This window comes from Mesorhizobium newzealandense, assembly GCF_042682145.1.
Taxonomy (GTDB): domain Bacteria; phylum Pseudomonadota; class Alphaproteobacteria; order Rhizobiales; family Rhizobiaceae; genus Mesorhizobium; species Mesorhizobium newzealandense.
Window position 1 is genome coordinate 521,137 of the sequence record NZ_JBHUGZ010000017.1, and the last position, 14,913, is coordinate 536,049.

At 64.8% G+C, this 14,913-nt stretch carries 16 protein-coding genes; 7 read left to right on the plus strand and 9 right to left on the minus strand.

From position 1 onward, the window contains the following. The first annotated feature begins 5 nt into the window (after positions 1-5). Both ACFSOZ_RS26795 and deoA read left to right on the plus strand, forming a co-directional pair. Positions 6-815, plus strand: a complete 810-nt coding sequence (locus ACFSOZ_RS26795; protein ID WP_379102891.1) for a purine-nucleoside phosphorylase — start codon at positions 6-8, stop codon at positions 813-815. Continuing rightward, positions 815-2,134, plus strand: coding sequence for a thymidine phosphorylase (gene deoA, locus ACFSOZ_RS26800; RefSeq protein WP_379102893.1), 1,320 nt, complete (start codon positions 815-817; stop codon positions 2,132-2,134). The genes ACFSOZ_RS26795 and deoA overlap by 1 nt, the downstream gene beginning before the upstream one ends. 101 nt (positions 2,135-2,235) lie before the next feature. On the opposite strand, the gene ACFSOZ_RS26805 is transcribed toward deoA, so the two are convergent. The 3 genes from ACFSOZ_RS26805 to ACFSOZ_RS26815 all read right to left on the minus strand — a co-directional run bounded on the left by ACFSOZ_RS26805 (position 2,236) and on the right by ACFSOZ_RS26815 (position 4,645). Further along, a complete protein-coding gene (locus ACFSOZ_RS26805) occupies positions 2,236-2,799 on the minus strand; it encodes a TIGR02281 family clan AA aspartic protease (RefSeq protein WP_379102895.1) in 564 nt (187 codons plus the stop codon). Positions 2,800-2,894: 95 nt separating this feature from the next. After that, positions 2,895-3,524, minus strand: coding sequence for a uracil phosphoribosyltransferase (gene upp / locus ACFSOZ_RS26810; RefSeq protein ID WP_023671129.1), 630 nt, complete (start codon positions 3,522-3,524; stop codon positions 2,895-2,897). Between the two features lie 146 nt (positions 3,525-3,670). Continuing rightward, positions 3,671-4,645 carry an adenosine deaminase gene (locus tag ACFSOZ_RS26815; RefSeq protein WP_379102898.1) on the minus strand — a complete coding sequence of 325 codons (975 nt, stop codon included), beginning with the start codon at positions 4,643-4,645 and terminating at the stop codon, positions 3,671-3,673. Positions 4,646-4,777: 132 nt separating this feature from the next. On the opposite strand from ACFSOZ_RS26815, the gene ubiE reads away from it, so the two are divergent. The 3 genes from ubiE to coaBC all read left to right on the plus strand — a co-directional run bounded on the left by ubiE (position 4,778) and on the right by coaBC (position 8,767). Beyond that, positions 4,778-5,554, plus strand: coding sequence for a bifunctional demethylmenaquinone methyltransferase/2-methoxy-6-polyprenyl-1,4-benzoquinol methylase UbiE (gene ubiE / locus ACFSOZ_RS26820; RefSeq protein WP_379102900.1), 777 nt, complete (start codon positions 4,778-4,780; stop codon positions 5,552-5,554). 70 nt (positions 5,555-5,624) lie between these two features. Beyond that, complete coding sequence (ubiB, locus tag ACFSOZ_RS26825) at positions 5,625-7,199, plus strand: 2-polyprenylphenol 6-hydroxylase (RefSeq protein ID WP_379102902.1); 1,575 nt, start codon at positions 5,625-5,627, stop codon at positions 7,197-7,199. A 95-nt stretch (positions 7,200-7,294) separates the two neighbouring features. Beyond that, positions 7,295-8,767, plus strand: a complete 1,473-nt coding sequence (gene coaBC, locus ACFSOZ_RS26830; protein WP_379102904.1) for a bifunctional phosphopantothenoylcysteine decarboxylase/phosphopantothenate--cysteine ligase CoaBC — start codon at positions 7,295-7,297, stop codon at positions 8,765-8,767. Positions 8,768-8,878: 111 nt separating this feature from the next. On the opposite strand, the gene ACFSOZ_RS26835 is transcribed toward coaBC, so the two are convergent. Continuing rightward, positions 8,879-9,454, minus strand: coding sequence for an invasion associated locus B family protein (locus tag ACFSOZ_RS26835; RefSeq protein ID WP_379102906.1), 576 nt, complete (start codon positions 9,452-9,454; stop codon positions 8,879-8,881). Positions 9,455-9,480: 26 nt separating this feature from the next. Further along, positions 9,481-9,732: a hypothetical protein gene (locus ACFSOZ_RS26840; protein WP_379102907.1), complete on the minus strand. Its 252-nt coding sequence runs from the start codon at positions 9,730-9,732 to the stop codon at positions 9,481-9,483. 69 nt (positions 9,733-9,801) lie between these two features. Here ACFSOZ_RS26840 and ACFSOZ_RS26845 point away from each other — a divergent pair, with 69 nt between their 5' ends. After that, positions 9,802-10,110: a hypothetical protein gene (locus ACFSOZ_RS26845; RefSeq protein WP_379102909.1), complete on the plus strand. Its 309-nt coding sequence runs from the start codon at positions 9,802-9,804 to the stop codon at positions 10,108-10,110. Positions 10,111-10,236: 126 nt separating this feature from the next. Continuing rightward, positions 10,237-10,713 (plus strand): NUDIX hydrolase, encoded by a 477-nt coding sequence (locus ACFSOZ_RS26850; RefSeq protein WP_379102911.1) that lies wholly within the window; start codon positions 10,237-10,239, stop codon positions 10,711-10,713. A 9-nt stretch (positions 10,714-10,722) separates the two neighbouring features. Here ACFSOZ_RS26850 and ACFSOZ_RS26855 read toward each other — a convergent pair whose 3' ends face one another. Genes ACFSOZ_RS26855 through ACFSOZ_RS26870 form a run of 4 tightly spaced genes read right to left on the minus strand, consistent with a single transcriptional unit; the run spans position 10,723 to position 14,835 of the window. Beyond that, positions 10,723-11,574: a citryl-CoA lyase gene (locus ACFSOZ_RS26855; protein WP_379102913.1), complete on the minus strand. Its 852-nt coding sequence runs from the start codon at positions 11,572-11,574 to the stop codon at positions 10,723-10,725. After that, positions 11,571-12,755 carry a CaiB/BaiF CoA transferase family protein gene (locus ACFSOZ_RS26860; protein WP_379102915.1) on the minus strand — a complete coding sequence of 395 codons (1,185 nt, stop codon included), beginning with the start codon at positions 12,753-12,755 and terminating at the stop codon, positions 11,571-11,573. Before ACFSOZ_RS26860 ends, ACFSOZ_RS26855 begins: the two co-directional genes overlap by 4 nt. Before the next feature lie 15 nt (positions 12,756-12,770). After that, the gene (locus ACFSOZ_RS26865; protein WP_379102917.1) at positions 12,771-14,294 is read right to left on the minus strand and encodes a tripartite tricarboxylate transporter permease; all 1,524 of its coding nucleotides are present in this window, start codon (positions 14,292-14,294) and stop codon (positions 12,771-12,773) included. A gap of 4 nt (positions 14,295-14,298) precedes the next feature. Next, complete coding sequence (locus ACFSOZ_RS26870; protein WP_379102919.1) at positions 14,299-14,835, minus strand: tripartite tricarboxylate transporter TctB family protein; 537 nt, start codon at positions 14,833-14,835, stop codon at positions 14,299-14,301. Between the last annotated feature and the right edge of the window lie 78 nt (positions 14,836-14,913).

Below are 14,913 nucleotides of genomic sequence, written 5' to 3' on the forward strand. Positions count from 1 at the left end.
CTGTGATGACGGAAAAGGCGCTCGACCATCTCGTCGAAAGGCTGGACGGCCTGGCGCCGTCGACCGCACTGGTGCTGGGTTCGGGCCTGGGCGGGCTGGTCGACCAGATCGAGGATCCGATCCGCATTTCCTATGCCGCCCTGCCCGGTTTTCCCAGAAGCGGCGTCACCGGCCATGCCGGCGAAGTGGTGGCGGGGTTGTTTGCCGGCGTGCCGGTGCTGATGCTGTCCGGCCGCGCCCACTATTACGAGCACGGCAACGCGGCTGCGATGCGGCCGGTGCTGGAAGTGCTTGCCGGTATCGGCATCACGAAACTGATCCTCACCAATGCTGCCGGCTCGGTCGATCCGGACATGCCGCCGGGCTCGGTGATGCTGATATCAGACCATATCAATTTTTCCGGCACCAATCCGCTGATCGGCGAGCCCAGCGACCGCCGCTTCGTCGGCCTGACCGAGGCCTATGATGCAGGCATCCGCAAGGCGCTCGAGCGGGCCGCGAAGGCGACCGGCACCGCGCTTCACAAGGGCGTCTACATGTGGTTCTCCGGCCCCTGCTTCGAAACGCCCGCCGAAATCCGCATGGCGCGCATCATAGGCGCCAACGCGGTCGGCATGTCGACCGTGCCGGAGGTCATTCTTGCCCGCTTCCTCGGACTTCGGGTCGCCGCCTGCTCGGTCATCACCAATTTGGCCGCCGGTATGACCGGGGCCGAGCTTTCGCACCAGGAGACCAAGGACATGGCGCCGGTCGGCGGCGCGCGGCTGGCAACGATCCTGCAGCGTGTGTTCCGCGACGGGCTGCTGGAGAGCTGATGCTTCCCCAGGAACTCATCCGACGCAAGCGCGATGGCCTGAAACTGTCGGCGCAGGAGATCGCCGGCTTCGTCGAGGGCGTGACTGACGGGGCCGTTTCGGACGGCCAGGTCGGCGCCTTCGCCATGGCGGTGTTCTTCAACGGCATGAGCCGCGAAGAGGCGGTTGCGCTGACACTGGCGATGCGCGATTCCGGTGACGTGCTCGACTGGTCGGACCTGCCCGGCCCGGTCACCGACAAGCATTCGACAGGCGGCGTCGGCGACAATGTCTCGCTGATGCTGGCGCCGATCGTCGCTGCTTGCGGCGCCTATGTGCCGATGATTTCCGGCCGTGGCCTGGGCCATACCGGTGGCACTCTGGACAAGATGGATGCGATCCCCGGCTATGCCAGCCAGCCCGATATCGCGCTGTTTCGCAAGGCGGTGCTCGAAACCGGTTGCGCCATCATCGGCCAGACCGCCGACCTCGCGCCCGCCGATCGCCGGCTCTACGCGATCCGCGATGTCACCGGCACGGTCGAATCGGTGCCACTGATCACCGCTTCGATCCTGTCGAAGAAGCTGGCGGCCGGGCTGCAATCGCTGGTGCTCGACGTCAAGGTCGGCAACGGCGCCTTCATGGAAAAATCCCGCGATGCGACCGCACTCGCCAACAGCCTGGTCGAGATCGCCAATGGTGCCGGGTTGAAGGCCTCGGCGTTGATCACAGGCATGAACGAGCCGCTGGCGTCGGCCGCCGGCAACGCGGTCGAGGTGCGCAACGCCGTCGATTTCCTCACCGGGCGTCTTCGTGATCGTCGGCTGGAAGACGTGACGCTGGCGCTCGCCGCCGAAATGCTGCAATCGGCGGGACTGGTGTCGTCCAACCAGGATGGCATGCGGCGCGCCACCGAGACGCTTGCCAGCGGCCGCGCCGCCGCCACTTTCGCGCGCATGGTCGCCGCACTCGGCGGCCCCGTCGATTTCATCGAAAAGCCGGAAAAATACCTGCCGAAAGCGGCGATCGAATTTGCCGTCAAGGCGACCGCAAACGGCTTCGTCACCGGCATGGCGACCCGCGATATCGGGCTCGCCATGGTTGGCCTGGGAGGCGGGCGCACGCGGCCGGATGACAAGGTCGATCCCGCGGTCGGCATCACCAGGCTGTTGCCGGTCGGTGCGGAAGTGAGGATCGGCGAGCCGCTGGCGCTGGTCCATGCCCGTTCATTGGCCGACGCCGAGGTGGCCGCTGAAGCCGTGCTTTCGGCCTATGCGATTGGGGCTTCAAAGCCGGCCGCCGACAAGTCGGTCATCCGGCGAATTCTTCCGCGCGGCTAAGGGCGGGTGATCGTTTCACGGCAACGCAGAACCGCGCTATCTCTTTGTTTTGATGCAATTCCGGACGAAGAACCGTCTCACACTTCCGGCAATTGCTCTGATTACTGGACGAGCAGCAGCGTGCCATTCTCGGCCTGGAATTTGCCAAGCCGATTGAGGAAGCTCATGCCGATCAGATTGGTGTGCAACGCCCTGTCGTCGAGCACGATGGTCTGGACGTCATTGACCGTGATGCTGCCGATCTGCAGGCGGTCGATCATTGCCACGGCAGCCTTGATCGAGCCATTGGCGGTGCTGACCTCGTGACTGAAGTCGGAAGGGTTCAGCGACAGGCCGATCCTGCGTGCCGTCGAGGTGTTGATGGCGACCAGCGTGGCGCCGGTGTCGATCATGCCGTCGACCTGACGTCCGTTGAACTTGAAGGCCGACGAGAAGTGTCCGCGCTCGTCTGCCGTAACGACGACCTTTCGGCCAAGCGGCAGCGGCGCCGCCGGCCTGTCGGGCACCGATGCCAGATTGACGTCCGGCTGGGCTTCGACCGCGGCCTTGCCCGTCATCGGCGATCTCAGCAGGTTTTCGATGATTTGCGGATTCGACTGATACACAATCGGTATCGATGCCGAAGTACCGACGAAAACGCCAAGGATGAGAAGTTTGCGCAGCATGGATCGGCCTTCGTGAAAGGCGATCCTTAGGCCCGGATGGTGTTTGCCGCTTTAACGCACGCCAAAACCACGCCTTTGCGTAAACACTTGGTAAATTATTTGGTCCCGTACATGCGGTCGCCGGCGTCGCCGAGGCCGGGCATGATGTAGCCCTTCTCATTGAGCTGGCGGTCGATCGAAGCGGTGAAGACGGGAACGTCCGGGTGCGCCTTGGTGAAGCGCTCGATGCCTTCGGGCGCCGCCAGCAGGCAGAGGAAGCGGATGTTGGTGGCGCCGCGCTCTTTCAGCTTGTCGATCGCCGCGATCGCCGAATTGGCGGTGGCCAGCATCGGATCGACGACGATCACCAGCCGGTCGGCGAGGTCGCTCGGCGCCTTGAAGAAATACTCGACCGCTTCCAGCGTTTCGTGATCGCGGTAGAGGCCGACATGGGCGACGCGGGCTGCCGGCACCAGGTCGAGCAGGCCTTCGAGCAGGCCGTTGCCGGCGCGCAGCACCGAGGCGAAGACCAGCTTCTTGCCCTCCAGCGTCGGCGCTTCCATGGTCTCCATCGGCGTCTCGATCGTTGTCGTCGTCAGTTCGAGGTTGCGGGTGACCTCGTAGCCGAGCAGCAGCGAGATCTCGCGCAGCAGCCGCCGGAAGCCGGCCGTCGAGGTCTCCTTCTTGCGCATGATGGTCAGCTTGTGCTGGACAAGCGGATGGTCGACGACGGTGACGCCCTGCATGATGTTCTCCTGATGCCTGCGCCCGAAAGTGCGCGCATGGTCCTTTCGGACGCGCCGCGCTTCAAGCTGCTTGAGCGAACCCTAGCGACAATGCGCCGGCCAAGGAACCGCTTGGCCAGCACCGACCACAGTTTTGTCGGAAGAAATCAGCGAGAGGCGCCGTTGAGGCGGGCAAGAAGCGCCGTCTTGGTCTTTCTGTCGACGAAAGCGGCCTCGATGGCCGTTCTGGTGACGGCAGTCAGCGCCTTTTCGTTCATCGAGAAATGCTCGGCGGCAATGTCGTATTCGCGCTTCAGCGAAGTCCAGAAATAGGGCGGATCGTCGGAATTGAGCGTCACCTTGCAGCCGGCCGCCTGCAAGGCCGGAAAGGGGTGGCCGGCAAAACTGTCGAACACCTTGAGCGCGATGTTGGAGCCCGGGCAGCATTCCAGCACGACGCCCTCGTCGGCGATGCGCCGGACAAGGTCCGGATTCTCGATGGCGCGCACGCCATGGCCGATGCGGGAGGGACGGATGTGATCGAGCGCCGCCTTGACGGTCTCCCAGCCTGTCAGTTCGCCGGCATGGATGGTGATGCCGAGCCCGGCCTCGCGGGCGATCTCGAAGGCCCTGACATAGTCCTCCATGTCACCTATGCGTTCGTCGCCGGCGACGCCGAAGCCGGTGACCAGCGGATGCCCGCAGCGCGCCGCGAAGCGCGCCGCCTTTTCAATCGACTCGACGCCGACATGGCGCACGCCGGTGACGATCATGCGGCCCTCGATGCCGGTCTTGGCCTTGGCCCGGGCCATGCCTTCGCCAAGCGCGTCGGTATAGGCCTTGGGCGACAGCCCGGCCTTCGTGGCATGGTCGGGCGACGTGAACACCTCCGAATAGATGGCGCCGTCGCGAGCGAGGCTGGTCAGATAATGGTCGGCCAGCCGCGCATAATCCTCTTCGGTCCGGAACAGATCGGAGGAGAAATCGTAGGCCGCGAGGAAAGAGGTGAAATCGTGCCAGACGAAGGAACCGTTCTGGATATAGGGCGAGGTATCCTTGCCGTATTTCTGCGCCTGGCGAATGACGAGTTCGGGCGCCGCTGCCCCTTCGATGTGGCAGTGCAGTTCCGCTTTCAAAAGCATTCACTCATCCCGTCGGTCAGTCCAGGTCTTGAAACCACCACCTGGAAGCGCGGCTGAACACCGCGCCTTAAACAATAGCGCCCGCACCATCGATCGGCTATGGTCCCGCCGGTTTTATGACGGATCAAAAAAATGTCAGTTGAGAGAACCACGGCCGCGGGCGGCATGGAAACCTCCTATGGTTTCAAGCGTGTAGGGGCTGGCGACAAGCAGTCCCTGGTCAACGATGTTTTCCACAAGGTCGCCAACCGCTACGACCTGATGAATGATCTGATGTCGGCCGGCCTGCACCGGCTGTGGAAGGATGCCATGATCACCTGGCTCAATCCTCCAAAAAGGATGGGCTGGCGGGTGCTCGACGTTGCCGGCGGCACCGGCGACATCGCCTTCCGCATCGTCGATGCCAGCCAAGGCAATGCCCATGCCACCGTGCTCGACATCAATGGCTCGATGCTCGCCGTCGGCCGCGATAGGGCACAGAAGAAAGGCCTGTCCGGCAACACCGACTTCGTCGAGGCCAATGCCGAGGAACTCCCCTTTGCCGACGCCACGTTCGACGCCTACACCATCGCTTTCGGCATTCGCAACGTGCCGCGCATCGATGTTGCGCTCGGTGAAGCGTTCCGCGTGCTGAAGCCGGGCGGGCGCTTCCTGTGCCTCGAATTTTCCGAAGTCGAGATGCCGCTGCTCGACAAGGCCTACGAAGCCTGGTCGTTCAACGCCATTCCAACGATCGGCAAGATGGTCACCGGCGACGGCGAACCCTATTCCTATCTGGTCGAATCGATCGCCAGGTTCCCCAACCAGCAGAATTTCGCGACGATGATTTCCCGCGCCGGCTTCGATCGCGTTTCCTTCCGCAACTATTCCGGCGGCATCGCGGCTCTTCATTCGGGCTGGAAGCTTTGAGGCTGGACCGCATTTCTCACAGTCGATATGCGCTATGCCGGTTCGACGAGCCGGCAGGACGGCCGCACCCATGAGCACGGTCAGCGCAGGATTTCGGCTCGTACGGGCCGGCTGGGTGCTGGTGCGCGAGGGCGTCGTCGCCGCCTTGCCGGGCGAGGAACTGTCCGGATTGCCGAAGTTCGGCTGGCGGCTTGCGCGGCTGTTCACCCGCCGCCGCGCGCTGGCCTATGAGCGCAGCGACCGGCTGGCCAAGGCCGTCGTCCGGCTCGGGCCTTCCTATGTCAAGCTCGGCCAGTTCCTGGCGACACGGCCCGACGTCGTCGGCAACGACATGGCGCTCGATCTCGCCATGTTGCAGGACAAGATGCACACCTTCCCCAGGGCCGAGGCGATCGCGGCTATCGAGGCTTCGCTCGGGCGCAAGGTCGACGATCTCTACGCGCAATTTGGCGATCCGGTCGCCGCTGCCTCAATAGCCCAGGTCCATGACGCCGACACCGTCCATGACGGCATAGCCACCAAGGTGGCGGTGAAGGTGATCCGGCCGGGCGTGCGCCGCCGCTTCTTCCATGATCTCGAAAGCTATTTCCTCGCCGCCCGCCTGCAGGAGAAATACATACCGTCGTCGCGCCGGCTGCGGCCGGTCGAGGTGACCGAGACGCTGGCGCAGACCACCAAGATCGAGATGGATCTTCGCCTCGAGGCTGCCGCCCTTTCGGAGCTTGGCGAGAACACCAAGGACGATCCGGGCTTTCGCGTGCCATCCGTCGACTGGGAGCGCACCGGCCGCGACGTGCTGACCATGGAATGGGTCGACGGCGTCAAGATGAACGACATTGCCGGCCTTGCCGCTGCCGGCCATGACCTGAAAACCATCGCGGCCAACCTGATCCAGTCATTCCTGCGCCACACGCTCCGCGACGGCTTCTTCCACGCCGACATGCATCCGGGCAACCTGTTCGTCGAAGCTAACGGCACCATCGTTGCCGTCGATCTCGGCATTGCCGGCAGGCTCGGCAAGAAGGAGCGCCGCTTCCTCGCCGAAATCCTCTACGGCTTCATCACCCGCGACTATCTGCGTGTCGCCGAAGTGCATTTCGAGGCCGGCTACGTGCCGCGCCAGCACAATGTCGCGGCCTTCGCGCAAGCGATCCGGGCGATCGGCGAGCCGATCCACGGCCAGCCGGCCGAGACCATTTCGATGGCCAAGCTGTTGACGCTGCTATTCGAAGTGACCGAACTCTTCGACATGGCGACGCGGCCGGAACTGATCCTGCTGCAGAAGACCATGGTGGTGGTCGAGGGCGTGGCACGCACGCTCGACCCGGCCTTCAACATGTGGAAGACGGCCGAACCGGTTGTCGGCGGCTGGATCGCCGGCAATCTTGGACCGCGTGGCATGATGATCGATGCGCGCGATGGCGCCAAGGCGCTGTTGACGCTGGCCCGCCAGGCGCCCGAGCTTTTAGCGCGTACCGATCGGCTGTCACGCGAGATCGACCTGATGGCCGAGCACGGCCTGCGCTTCGACGAGACCACCGCCCGCGCCATCGGCAAGGCCGAAGCGCGCTACAGCCGCTCCGGCCGCCTGGCGCTGTGGGTGATCGCGCTGACGCTGGTCTATATCGCCTGGAAGCTCATGTAGCGTCGAGCCACATCAGGATTCGGTTTCCGCAACTTGCAGCGGGTTGATTGCATTGCTATCATTGCAATCGGCAAACTGCGGCAGAGTGCAATCATATGGCCAGCATCACCATCCGCAACCTTGACGATGAGGTCAAGGAGTTGCTGCGCCGGTTGGCGGCGGAAAACGACCGCTCCATGGAAGAGCAGGCGCGGGTGATGATCCGGGCCGCTGTTGATGGGCAGATCGGCCCTGTGGGTCGCATCGACCAGATCGAGAAAACCCTCCGCGACCTGACCACCTCGCACACCGCAGCCGTCACCGTCGCAGCTCCGGCAGGCAAGGTCTTGCCGCGCGGCAGCCTCTCCGGCAAGCGCATCCTGCTCATCATCGGCGGCGGCATTGCCGCTTACAAGGCGCTGGATCTGATCCGCCGGCTGCGCGAGCGCGGTGCCTCGGTGCGGGTGGTCATGACATCAGCCGCACAGGAATTCGTCACCACGCTGTCGGTGGGCGCGCTCTCCGCCGACCATGTCTTCACCGAACTGTTCGACCGCCAGGACGAGCACGATGTCGGCCACATCAGGCTGTCGCGCGAGGCCGACCTTCTGGTGGTGGCGCCCGCCACCGCCGACCTGATGGCCAAGCTTGCCAACGGCCACGCCAACGATCTTGCCTCCACCGTGCTTCTCGCCACCGACAAGCCAGTTCTGATGGCGCCGGCCATGAACCCAAGAATGTGGGCGCATCCGGCCACCCGCCGCAACCGCGCGACACTGCAGAAGGATGGCACCGCCTTCGTCGGCCCGGCCAAGGGCGAGATGGCCGAAAGCAATGAGGCGGGCGAAGGCCGCATGGCCGAGCCGCTGGAGATCGCCGCGGCCATCGAAGCGTTGCTCGATGTCAGCCCAAGGCCGCTGTCGGGGCGCAAGATCATCGTCACCTCCGGCCCGACGCATGAGCCGATCGACCCGGTGCGCTACATCGCCAACCGTTCGTCCGGCAAGCAGGGACACGCCATCGCGGCAGCACTGGCCAGGCTCGGCGCCGATGTGCGCCTCGTCTCCGGCCCCGTCGGCATCGCCGATCCCGCCGGCGTGAAGACCATCCATGTCGAACGGGCTGAAGAAATGCGCGATGCGGTGGAACAGCTTCTGCCTGCCGACGCGGCGGTGTTCGTCGCAGCCGTTGCCGACTGGCGCAGCGAGAATTCGGCCGGTGAGAAGATCAAGAAGGTCGCGGGCGGAGGACCGCCGGTGCTGCGCATGGTCGAGAATCCCGACATTCTCGCCGGCGTTGGCCATCACAGACAGCGACCCGGCCTTGTCATCGGCTTCGCCGCCGAGACACAGGATCTCCTGCGCAACGCCGAGGCCAAGCTCAGGAAGAAGGGCGCCGATCTCATCGTTGCCAACGACGTGTCGCACGAAAGCGGCATCGGTCCTGCGGGCGTGATGGGCGGCGATCGCAATCGGGTGCGCATCGTGTCGAAGGCCGGCGTCGACGAATGGCCCGAGATGAGCAAGGACGAGGTGGCGGCGCGGCTCGCCGCTCTGATCGCCGAACGGTTGAAATCGATCGTCGTTTGAGCGGTGGCGCCGGAACGAAATCTGCCGCCCACATCCTGCTGCCTGCTACATGCCTGCCGCTAAAACGGCATTCAGGCGGCGCACCCCTCCGGCCCTACACGACCTGCGCGGTCAGTTGGCCAAAAGCTCCGCGGTTCGGGCAAGCGCGCCGGCGAAGCCGTTGAGCGGAATGGAAAAGCTCACCGCTTGTCCGGTGTCGGCGGCGAAGGCGTCGATCTTCAGGCTGGTGCCTGACTTCAGCAGCGGCGTGACGGTCGCATCGAACGCCACCGGCACCAGGCAGCCAACGACCTGGCAGGTGTTGAATGGCAGGCTGCCATCAAGCTTCTGGTCGTCGATGGTCAGGCTGACGCCCTTGGCCAGCGCCAGGCCGAACGGCAGAGCCAGCGTACCCGTGGCATCCTCACCGGTCTTGCTCGACAGCTCGATCGCCAGCAGGCGCTGGTTGTTCTGCTTGTTGAATTGCTGATGCGACAGGCTGCAGGCCTTGGTCGCGCCTGATATCTGGCAATTGACCGTCCAGTCGCCATGGGTTTCGGACAGCGCCGAGGCGCCGCCAGGCAGTTGCGGCGCATCGGCGGCGGGCGGCGCTGCCGCCTTGTCGGTCTTGGTTTGCGCAGCCACGGCCGGCACACCGACGGCGCAAGCAACACCCAGCATCGCCACGAAATACGCGTACTTCCTCATCAAGACCCCTCCCTCCCGGCTCCGCCTTAGGCCAGCTGGTAGCTGGCCTTGAGAGACGCGCCGATCGCGTTCTGTTTTACCGTTTTGCCGAAGGCACCGTCATCCCTGACAGACATGCCGGCACCGTAGACGCCATTCCGCTCAAGGCCGGCGCCGGCCCGATAGAGCGGCGAATCGACGGCTTCCGTCAAGTGCAATGCGGGGTTGCGAATCAGATTCTCTGCCACCGCAAAGCAACCTTCAGTGATCGATGACCCCGATTTCGCTTCGATCTGCACCGAGATATGGCACGACCGGACAGACGCCCTATATTAGGGTCAGGATTTCTTTCATGCGGGAATGAGCGGATGTCGGCGCTTCGACCATCTACGGTTTTCACATCGGCAATGCTGGCGACGGCAATGCTGGTCGGCGCTTGCTTGCCCGCTTCGGCGCAAGCGCTCAATTCCGCCGCCGGCAACAACGCACTGATCCGGCAGAACGACCTGCAAATCCTGCAGAACAGGGTGCAGCGGCAGCAATACCAGCAGCAACAGCAGCAGTATCGCGCCCAGGACCGCCAGATTGTCCAGCAGCAGCGGCCGGTGGTGCCGCAGCTCAAGCCAAGCTGCTCGACGCAGATAATCGGCGCCACCGCCGTGAGCAATTGCCGCTGACAAGCCGGCGTTTTTCGTTTATTTAGCCGACTTATGTATTCGGGGTGCTTTCGGCACACGCGAAAGTTTTGGTTTTGCAACGATGCCTTGTCGCGCTATGCGGCATTGCATCGACTGGATTCACGAATGGCAGCCACCAAGAAAAAGGCCGTACGCAAGGCAAAGAAGGGCGAGAGCATCCGTCAGGTGGCGGCGATTCCGGTTCGGCTGAACGCGCGCGGCGATATCGAGGTGATGCTGGTCACGTCGCGAACCACAAGACGCTTCATCGTCCCCAAGGGTTGGCCGATGAAGGGCAAGAGCGGACGCAAGGCGGCCACCATCGAGGCACAGGAGGAGGCCGGCGTGCTCGGCAAGACGCTGAAGGAACCGGCGGGCACCTATTCCTACTGGAAGCGGCTGGCCAACCGCTTCGTCCGCGTCGACGTCATCGTCTATCTGATGGAGGTGACCGAGGAACTGGCCGACTGGCAGGAAGCAAAACGGCGACAGCGGGCATGGCTGCCGCCGGCCGATGCGGCCTTGCTCATCGATGAGCCTGACCTCTCGACGCTGGTGAAGACCTTGACGATTGCCCGGCCCCCACCGGTCGACCCCACCTGAGATCAGGCCTCACTCGCTCGTGTCGTCCCCTTCGGGAAAGGGGCGCACAGGGGTGCCGGTATAGGCCCACAACCATTCGCGCGGCAGCGGCCCCTTGTTTCGCTCGGCTTGCTGCGACTGTTCCCAGGCGTGCGCCAGGATGCCGACCGAGCGGGACAACACGAAAAGCCCGCGCGTCAGCGGTGGCGGAAAGCCGAGTTCGCCATAGATGACGGCGGTGGCGCCGTCGATGTTGAGCGGTATCTTTTTCCCCTTGCGCCGCGCGACTTCCGCCTCGATCGCTTCGGCGATATCGGCGAAGCGTCCATTGACGACACCCCGCGCGGCAAACTCGCGGGTCAGTTCCAGCAGGCGTGGCGCGCGCGGATCGACGGGATGGAAGCGATGTCCGAGCCCCGGCACATAGCCCTTCTCCTCGGCAAAGAACCGGTCGAGCCGTGCCGAGACGGCTGCATTCAGCGTCATGCCACCATCGAGCGCCACGGCGATGTCACCGTAGAAGGACAGCGCCTGTTCGCCGGCGCCGCCATGGACGTCGCCGAGCACATTGATGGCCGAGGCCATGGCGCTGTTGATGCCGACGCCGCAGGTTGCAGCCATCCGCGCGATGGCGATCGACGGCGCCTGCGGCCCATGGTCGACGGCGGCACCCAGCGCAATGCCGAGCAGCGCCGCCTGGTGCTCGCTCGGCAATTCGCCACGCAGCATCAGCCAGATCATCGCCGGAAAGCTGACGCGGCCGATCAGATCCTGGATCTCATAGCCGCGCAGTCGGATGATACCGGGCCGCATCTCAATGATGTCGGTCTGCCACCATTCCTCGCCGCGCTCACGGCCGGTCTTCTTCTCCGTGCCGCTCATGCCCGTGCCTTCGTCTTGGCGCGCGGCGGCAGATCGGCGAAAACCTCGTCCATATGCTCGCCGAGCGCCGGCGGCGGCTTCGTCGGCAGCGGCGCCGTGCCATCGACCATGAACCCGCCGCGCAGAACCGTCAGTGGCCTGTCCATACCCGGCACGTCCGCAAAACTCGCGGTCACCTGGCGCTCGAGCACTTGCGGCTCGGCCAACACTTGCGGGATCGTCAGCACCCTGCCCGCCGGCACGCCGGCACGATTGAGCGTCTCTTCCCAGACCGCCGCCGGCGCCTCCGCCAGGGCGTCCTCGATCTCAATTTTAAGCGCTGCCCGGTTGCGCTTGCGCGTCTCCCGCTCGGCAAAGCGCGGATCCACTGCCAGCTCCGGCCGCCCGATCAGCCGGCACAGCGTTACGAACTGCTCCTGCTTGTTGGCGGCGATGTTGAGCAGTCCGTCGCCGGTGCGAAAGGCGCCGGACGGCGCCGCGGTCATGTTCTCATTGCCCATCGGCTGCGGATCGACCGCTGCCGTCAGGTAGTTGGAGACCGGCCAGCCGAGCGCCGAGAGCGTGCATTCGAGCATCGAAACGTCGAGAAAAGCGCCCTCGCCGCTCGTCTTCTGCCGCACCAGCGCCGCGGCAATGGCGAACGCCCCGACCAGTCCGCCAAGCGTGTCGGCAACGGGGTAGCCGACACGCAGCGGCGCCGTTTCCGGCGTGCCGGTGATGCTCATGATCCCGGAAAGCCCCTGGATGATCTGGTCGTAGGCCGGGTTGTCGCGCATCGGCCCGGTCTGGCCAAAACCGGATATCGCGCAATAGACAAGGCCGGGACGGACCGCCTTCAGCGCCTCGTAGCCAAGGCCGAGCCGATCCATCACGCCCGGGCGGAAATTCTCCACCAGCGCATCGGCGCTGGCGACCAGATCGAGGAAGCGCTCGCGATCGGCCGGCGTCTTGAGGTCGAGCACCACCGATCGTTTGCCGGCGTTCTGCGCCAGGAACGAGGCGCCCATGCCGTCGCTGTTGAGCTTTGGCGAGCCGCCCAGCTGGCGTGCCAGGTCGCCGCCTTGCGGGACCTCGACCTTGATCACGTCGGCCCCGAGCAGCGCCAGCTGATAGGCACAATAGGGGCCGGCCAGGACGTTGGTCAGGTCGAGGACGCGGATACCGGAAAGCAGTTCTGTCATGGCATCAGGGATCGATCAGGCATCGCCGGGCACATGCTCCGGTCCGCGCCGCCGGCGGTGCTCGACATAGGCCCAGATATGCGGCCCGACCAGGCCGATAAAGGCGAGCGTCAGCAGCGTCAGCGACAGCGGATGCTTGTAGAACACCGACCAGTCGCCATTCGAGATGGTCATCGCCCGGCGGAACTGGGTCTCGGCGAGCGGCCCCAGGATCATGCCGATGATGACCGGCGCGGTCGGGAAATCGAAACGCCGCATCAGGAAGCCGGCCCCTCCCAGGAGATAGAGGATGACGAGGTCAACAGGCGATTGCGAGATGCCATAGGTGCCAACGGTGGCGAACACCAGGATGCCGGCATAGAGCTGCGGCGCCGGGATTTTCAGCAGCCGCACCCACAGACCGATCAGCGGCAGGTTGAGGATGACGAGGATGACGTTGGCGATGAACAGGCTGGCGATCAGCCCCCAGACGAGGTCGCCCTGCGTCGTCAAAAGCAGCGGCCCGGGATTGATGCCGTAGCTTTGGAACGCCGACAGCATGATCGCCGCCGTCGCCGAGGTCGGCAGGCCGAGCGTCAGCATCGGCACCAGCACGCCGGCGGCGGACGCATTGTTGGCGGCTTCGGGGCCAGCAACGCCCTCGATGGCGCCGACCGTGCCGAACTCCTCCTTGTGCTTCGACAGCTTCTTTTCGATGGCGTAGGACAGGAAGGTCGGGATTTCGGCGCCGCCGGCCGGCATGGCGCCGATCGGAAAGCCGATCGCCGCACCGCGCAGCCAGGGTTTCCACGAGCGTCCCCACTCGGCAGCGGTCATGTAGAGCGAGCCCTTGAGCGGCACGATCTCATCCTTGCCGGCGTAGCGGCGCGAAGCCATGTAGAGCGTCTCGCCGACGGCGAACAGGCCAACGGCGGCGATGATGACGTCGACGCCGTCGAGCAGTTCGGTCATGCCGAAGGTGAAGCGCGGCTGGCCGGTCTGCAGGTCGACGCCGATCATGCCTATGACGAAGCCGGCGAACAGGCTGGTCAGGCCGCGCACCGAGGACGAGCCGAGCACCGCCGAAACCGTGATGAAGGCCAGCACCATCAGCGAGAAATATTCGGCCGGACCGAAGGCAAGCGCGAATTTGACCACCACCGGCGCCAGGAAGGCGACGCCCAGCGTGCCGATGGTGCCGGCGACGAAGGAGCCGATCGCCGAGGTGGCAAGCGCCGCACCGCCACGGCCGGACCGGGCCATCTTGTTGCCTTCCAGCGCGGTGACGATGGTGGCGCTTTCGCCGGGCGTGTTGAGCAGGATCGACGTCGTCGAGCCGCCATACATGGCGCCGTAGTAAATGCCGGCGAACAGGATGAAGGAGGCCTCCGGCGCCACCTGATAGGTGATCGGCAAAAGCAAGGCGATGGTCAGCGCCGGTCCGAGCCCGGGCAGCACGCCGATGGCGGTGCCGAGCGTGGTGCCGAGCAGGCACCACAGAAGGTTGACCGGGGTGAAGGCAACCGAGAAGCCGTGTGCGAGATGGCCGAGCGTTTCCATGGCGTCAGGCTCCAAACGTGCCGATGATCGCATCGATCACCGTGTTCAGCTGGTTCTCGATGAAGCCGGCGCCGATGTTGACGCCGAGCGCCCTGGCGAAGCCGAAATAGGCGGCCAGCGCCAGGATCAGGCCGAGCCCTGCGTCGCGCAGCGTACGCTTGCTCCCGAAGCCGTAGCAGACGAGAACGAACATGATGACGGATGCCGCCGTGAAGCCCAGCGGCTGGATGAGCAGCAGATTGGCGAGCAGGCCGATGACGACGAAACCCATCGCCTTCCAGTCGGTCGGCGTTTCCCTTTCCTCATCAGGCTGCCAGCCGCCGCGCAGCGCCGCGATGATGAGCAACAGGGACAGCACCACCAGACCAACCATGGTGAGATAGGGAAAGACGGTCGGGCCGACCTTGGAGTAGAGCGGCGACACCGGGATCGCCAGTGTCTGCCAGGCCACGGCGCCGGCGCAGGCCAGAAGCCCGACGCCGATCAACAATTCCGGCACGGCAAGGCGCGACGGCGCCGCCTGCTGGTCGCTGCTGCTCATGATTGTCCTCCCCAGGATAGCTGGCCAAGATGCCCGGCGCCGCACGGCCGGGTCCTCACCGCAGTTTCATGCCGGCTT

What these genes read in the sequence shown, in the direction of transcription:
- ACFSOZ_RS26845 (WP_379102909.1), top strand. Translation starts at nt 9,802, where the DNA reads ATGTCGGCGCTTCGACCATCTACGGTTTTCACATCGGCAATGCTGGCG.
- coaBC (WP_379102904.1), top strand. Translation starts at nt 7,295, where the DNA reads ATGGCCAGCATCACCATCCGCAACCTTGACGATGAGGTCAAGGAGTTG.
- ACFSOZ_RS26860 (WP_379102915.1), bottom strand. Translation starts at nt 12,755, where the DNA reads ATGACAGAACTGCTTTCCGGTATCCGCGTCCTCGACCTGACCAACGTC.
- ubiE (WP_379102900.1), top strand. Translation starts at nt 4,778, where the DNA reads ATGTCAGTTGAGAGAACCACGGCCGCGGGCGGCATGGAAACCTCCTAT.
- ACFSOZ_RS26870 (WP_379102919.1), bottom strand. Translation starts at nt 14,835, where the DNA reads ATGAGCAGCAGCGACCAGCAGGCGGCGCCGTCGCGCCTTGCCGTGCCG.
- ACFSOZ_RS26815 (WP_379102898.1), bottom strand. Translation starts at nt 4,645, where the DNA reads ATGCTTTTGAAAGCGGAACTGCACTGCCACATCGAAGGGGCAGCGGCG.
- ACFSOZ_RS26850 (WP_379102911.1), top strand. Translation starts at nt 10,237, where the DNA reads ATGGCAGCCACCAAGAAAAAGGCCGTACGCAAGGCAAAGAAGGGCGAG.
- ACFSOZ_RS26835 (WP_379102906.1), bottom strand. Translation starts at nt 9,454, where the DNA reads ATGAGGAAGTACGCGTATTTCGTGGCGATGCTGGGTGTTGCTTGCGCC.
- deoA (WP_379102893.1), top strand. Translation starts at nt 815, where the DNA reads ATGCTTCCCCAGGAACTCATCCGACGCAAGCGCGATGGCCTGAAACTG.
- ACFSOZ_RS26805 (WP_379102895.1), bottom strand. Translation starts at nt 2,799, where the DNA reads ATGCTGCGCAAACTTCTCATCCTTGGCGTTTTCGTCGGTACTTCGGCA.
- ubiB (WP_379102902.1), top strand. Translation starts at nt 5,625, where the DNA reads ATGAGCACGGTCAGCGCAGGATTTCGGCTCGTACGGGCCGGCTGGGTG.
- ACFSOZ_RS26865 (WP_379102917.1), bottom strand. Translation starts at nt 14,294, where the DNA reads ATGGAAACGCTCGGCCATCTCGCACACGGCTTCTCGGTTGCCTTCACC.
- upp (WP_023671129.1), bottom strand. Translation starts at nt 3,524, where the DNA reads ATGCAGGGCGTCACCGTCGTCGACCATCCGCTTGTCCAGCACAAGCTG.
- ACFSOZ_RS26855 (WP_379102913.1), bottom strand. Translation starts at nt 11,574, where the DNA reads ATGAGCGGCACGGAGAAGAAGACCGGCCGTGAGCGCGGCGAGGAATGG.
- ACFSOZ_RS26795 (WP_379102891.1), top strand. Translation starts at nt 6, where the DNA reads ATGACGGAAAAGGCGCTCGACCATCTCGTCGAAAGGCTGGACGGCCTG.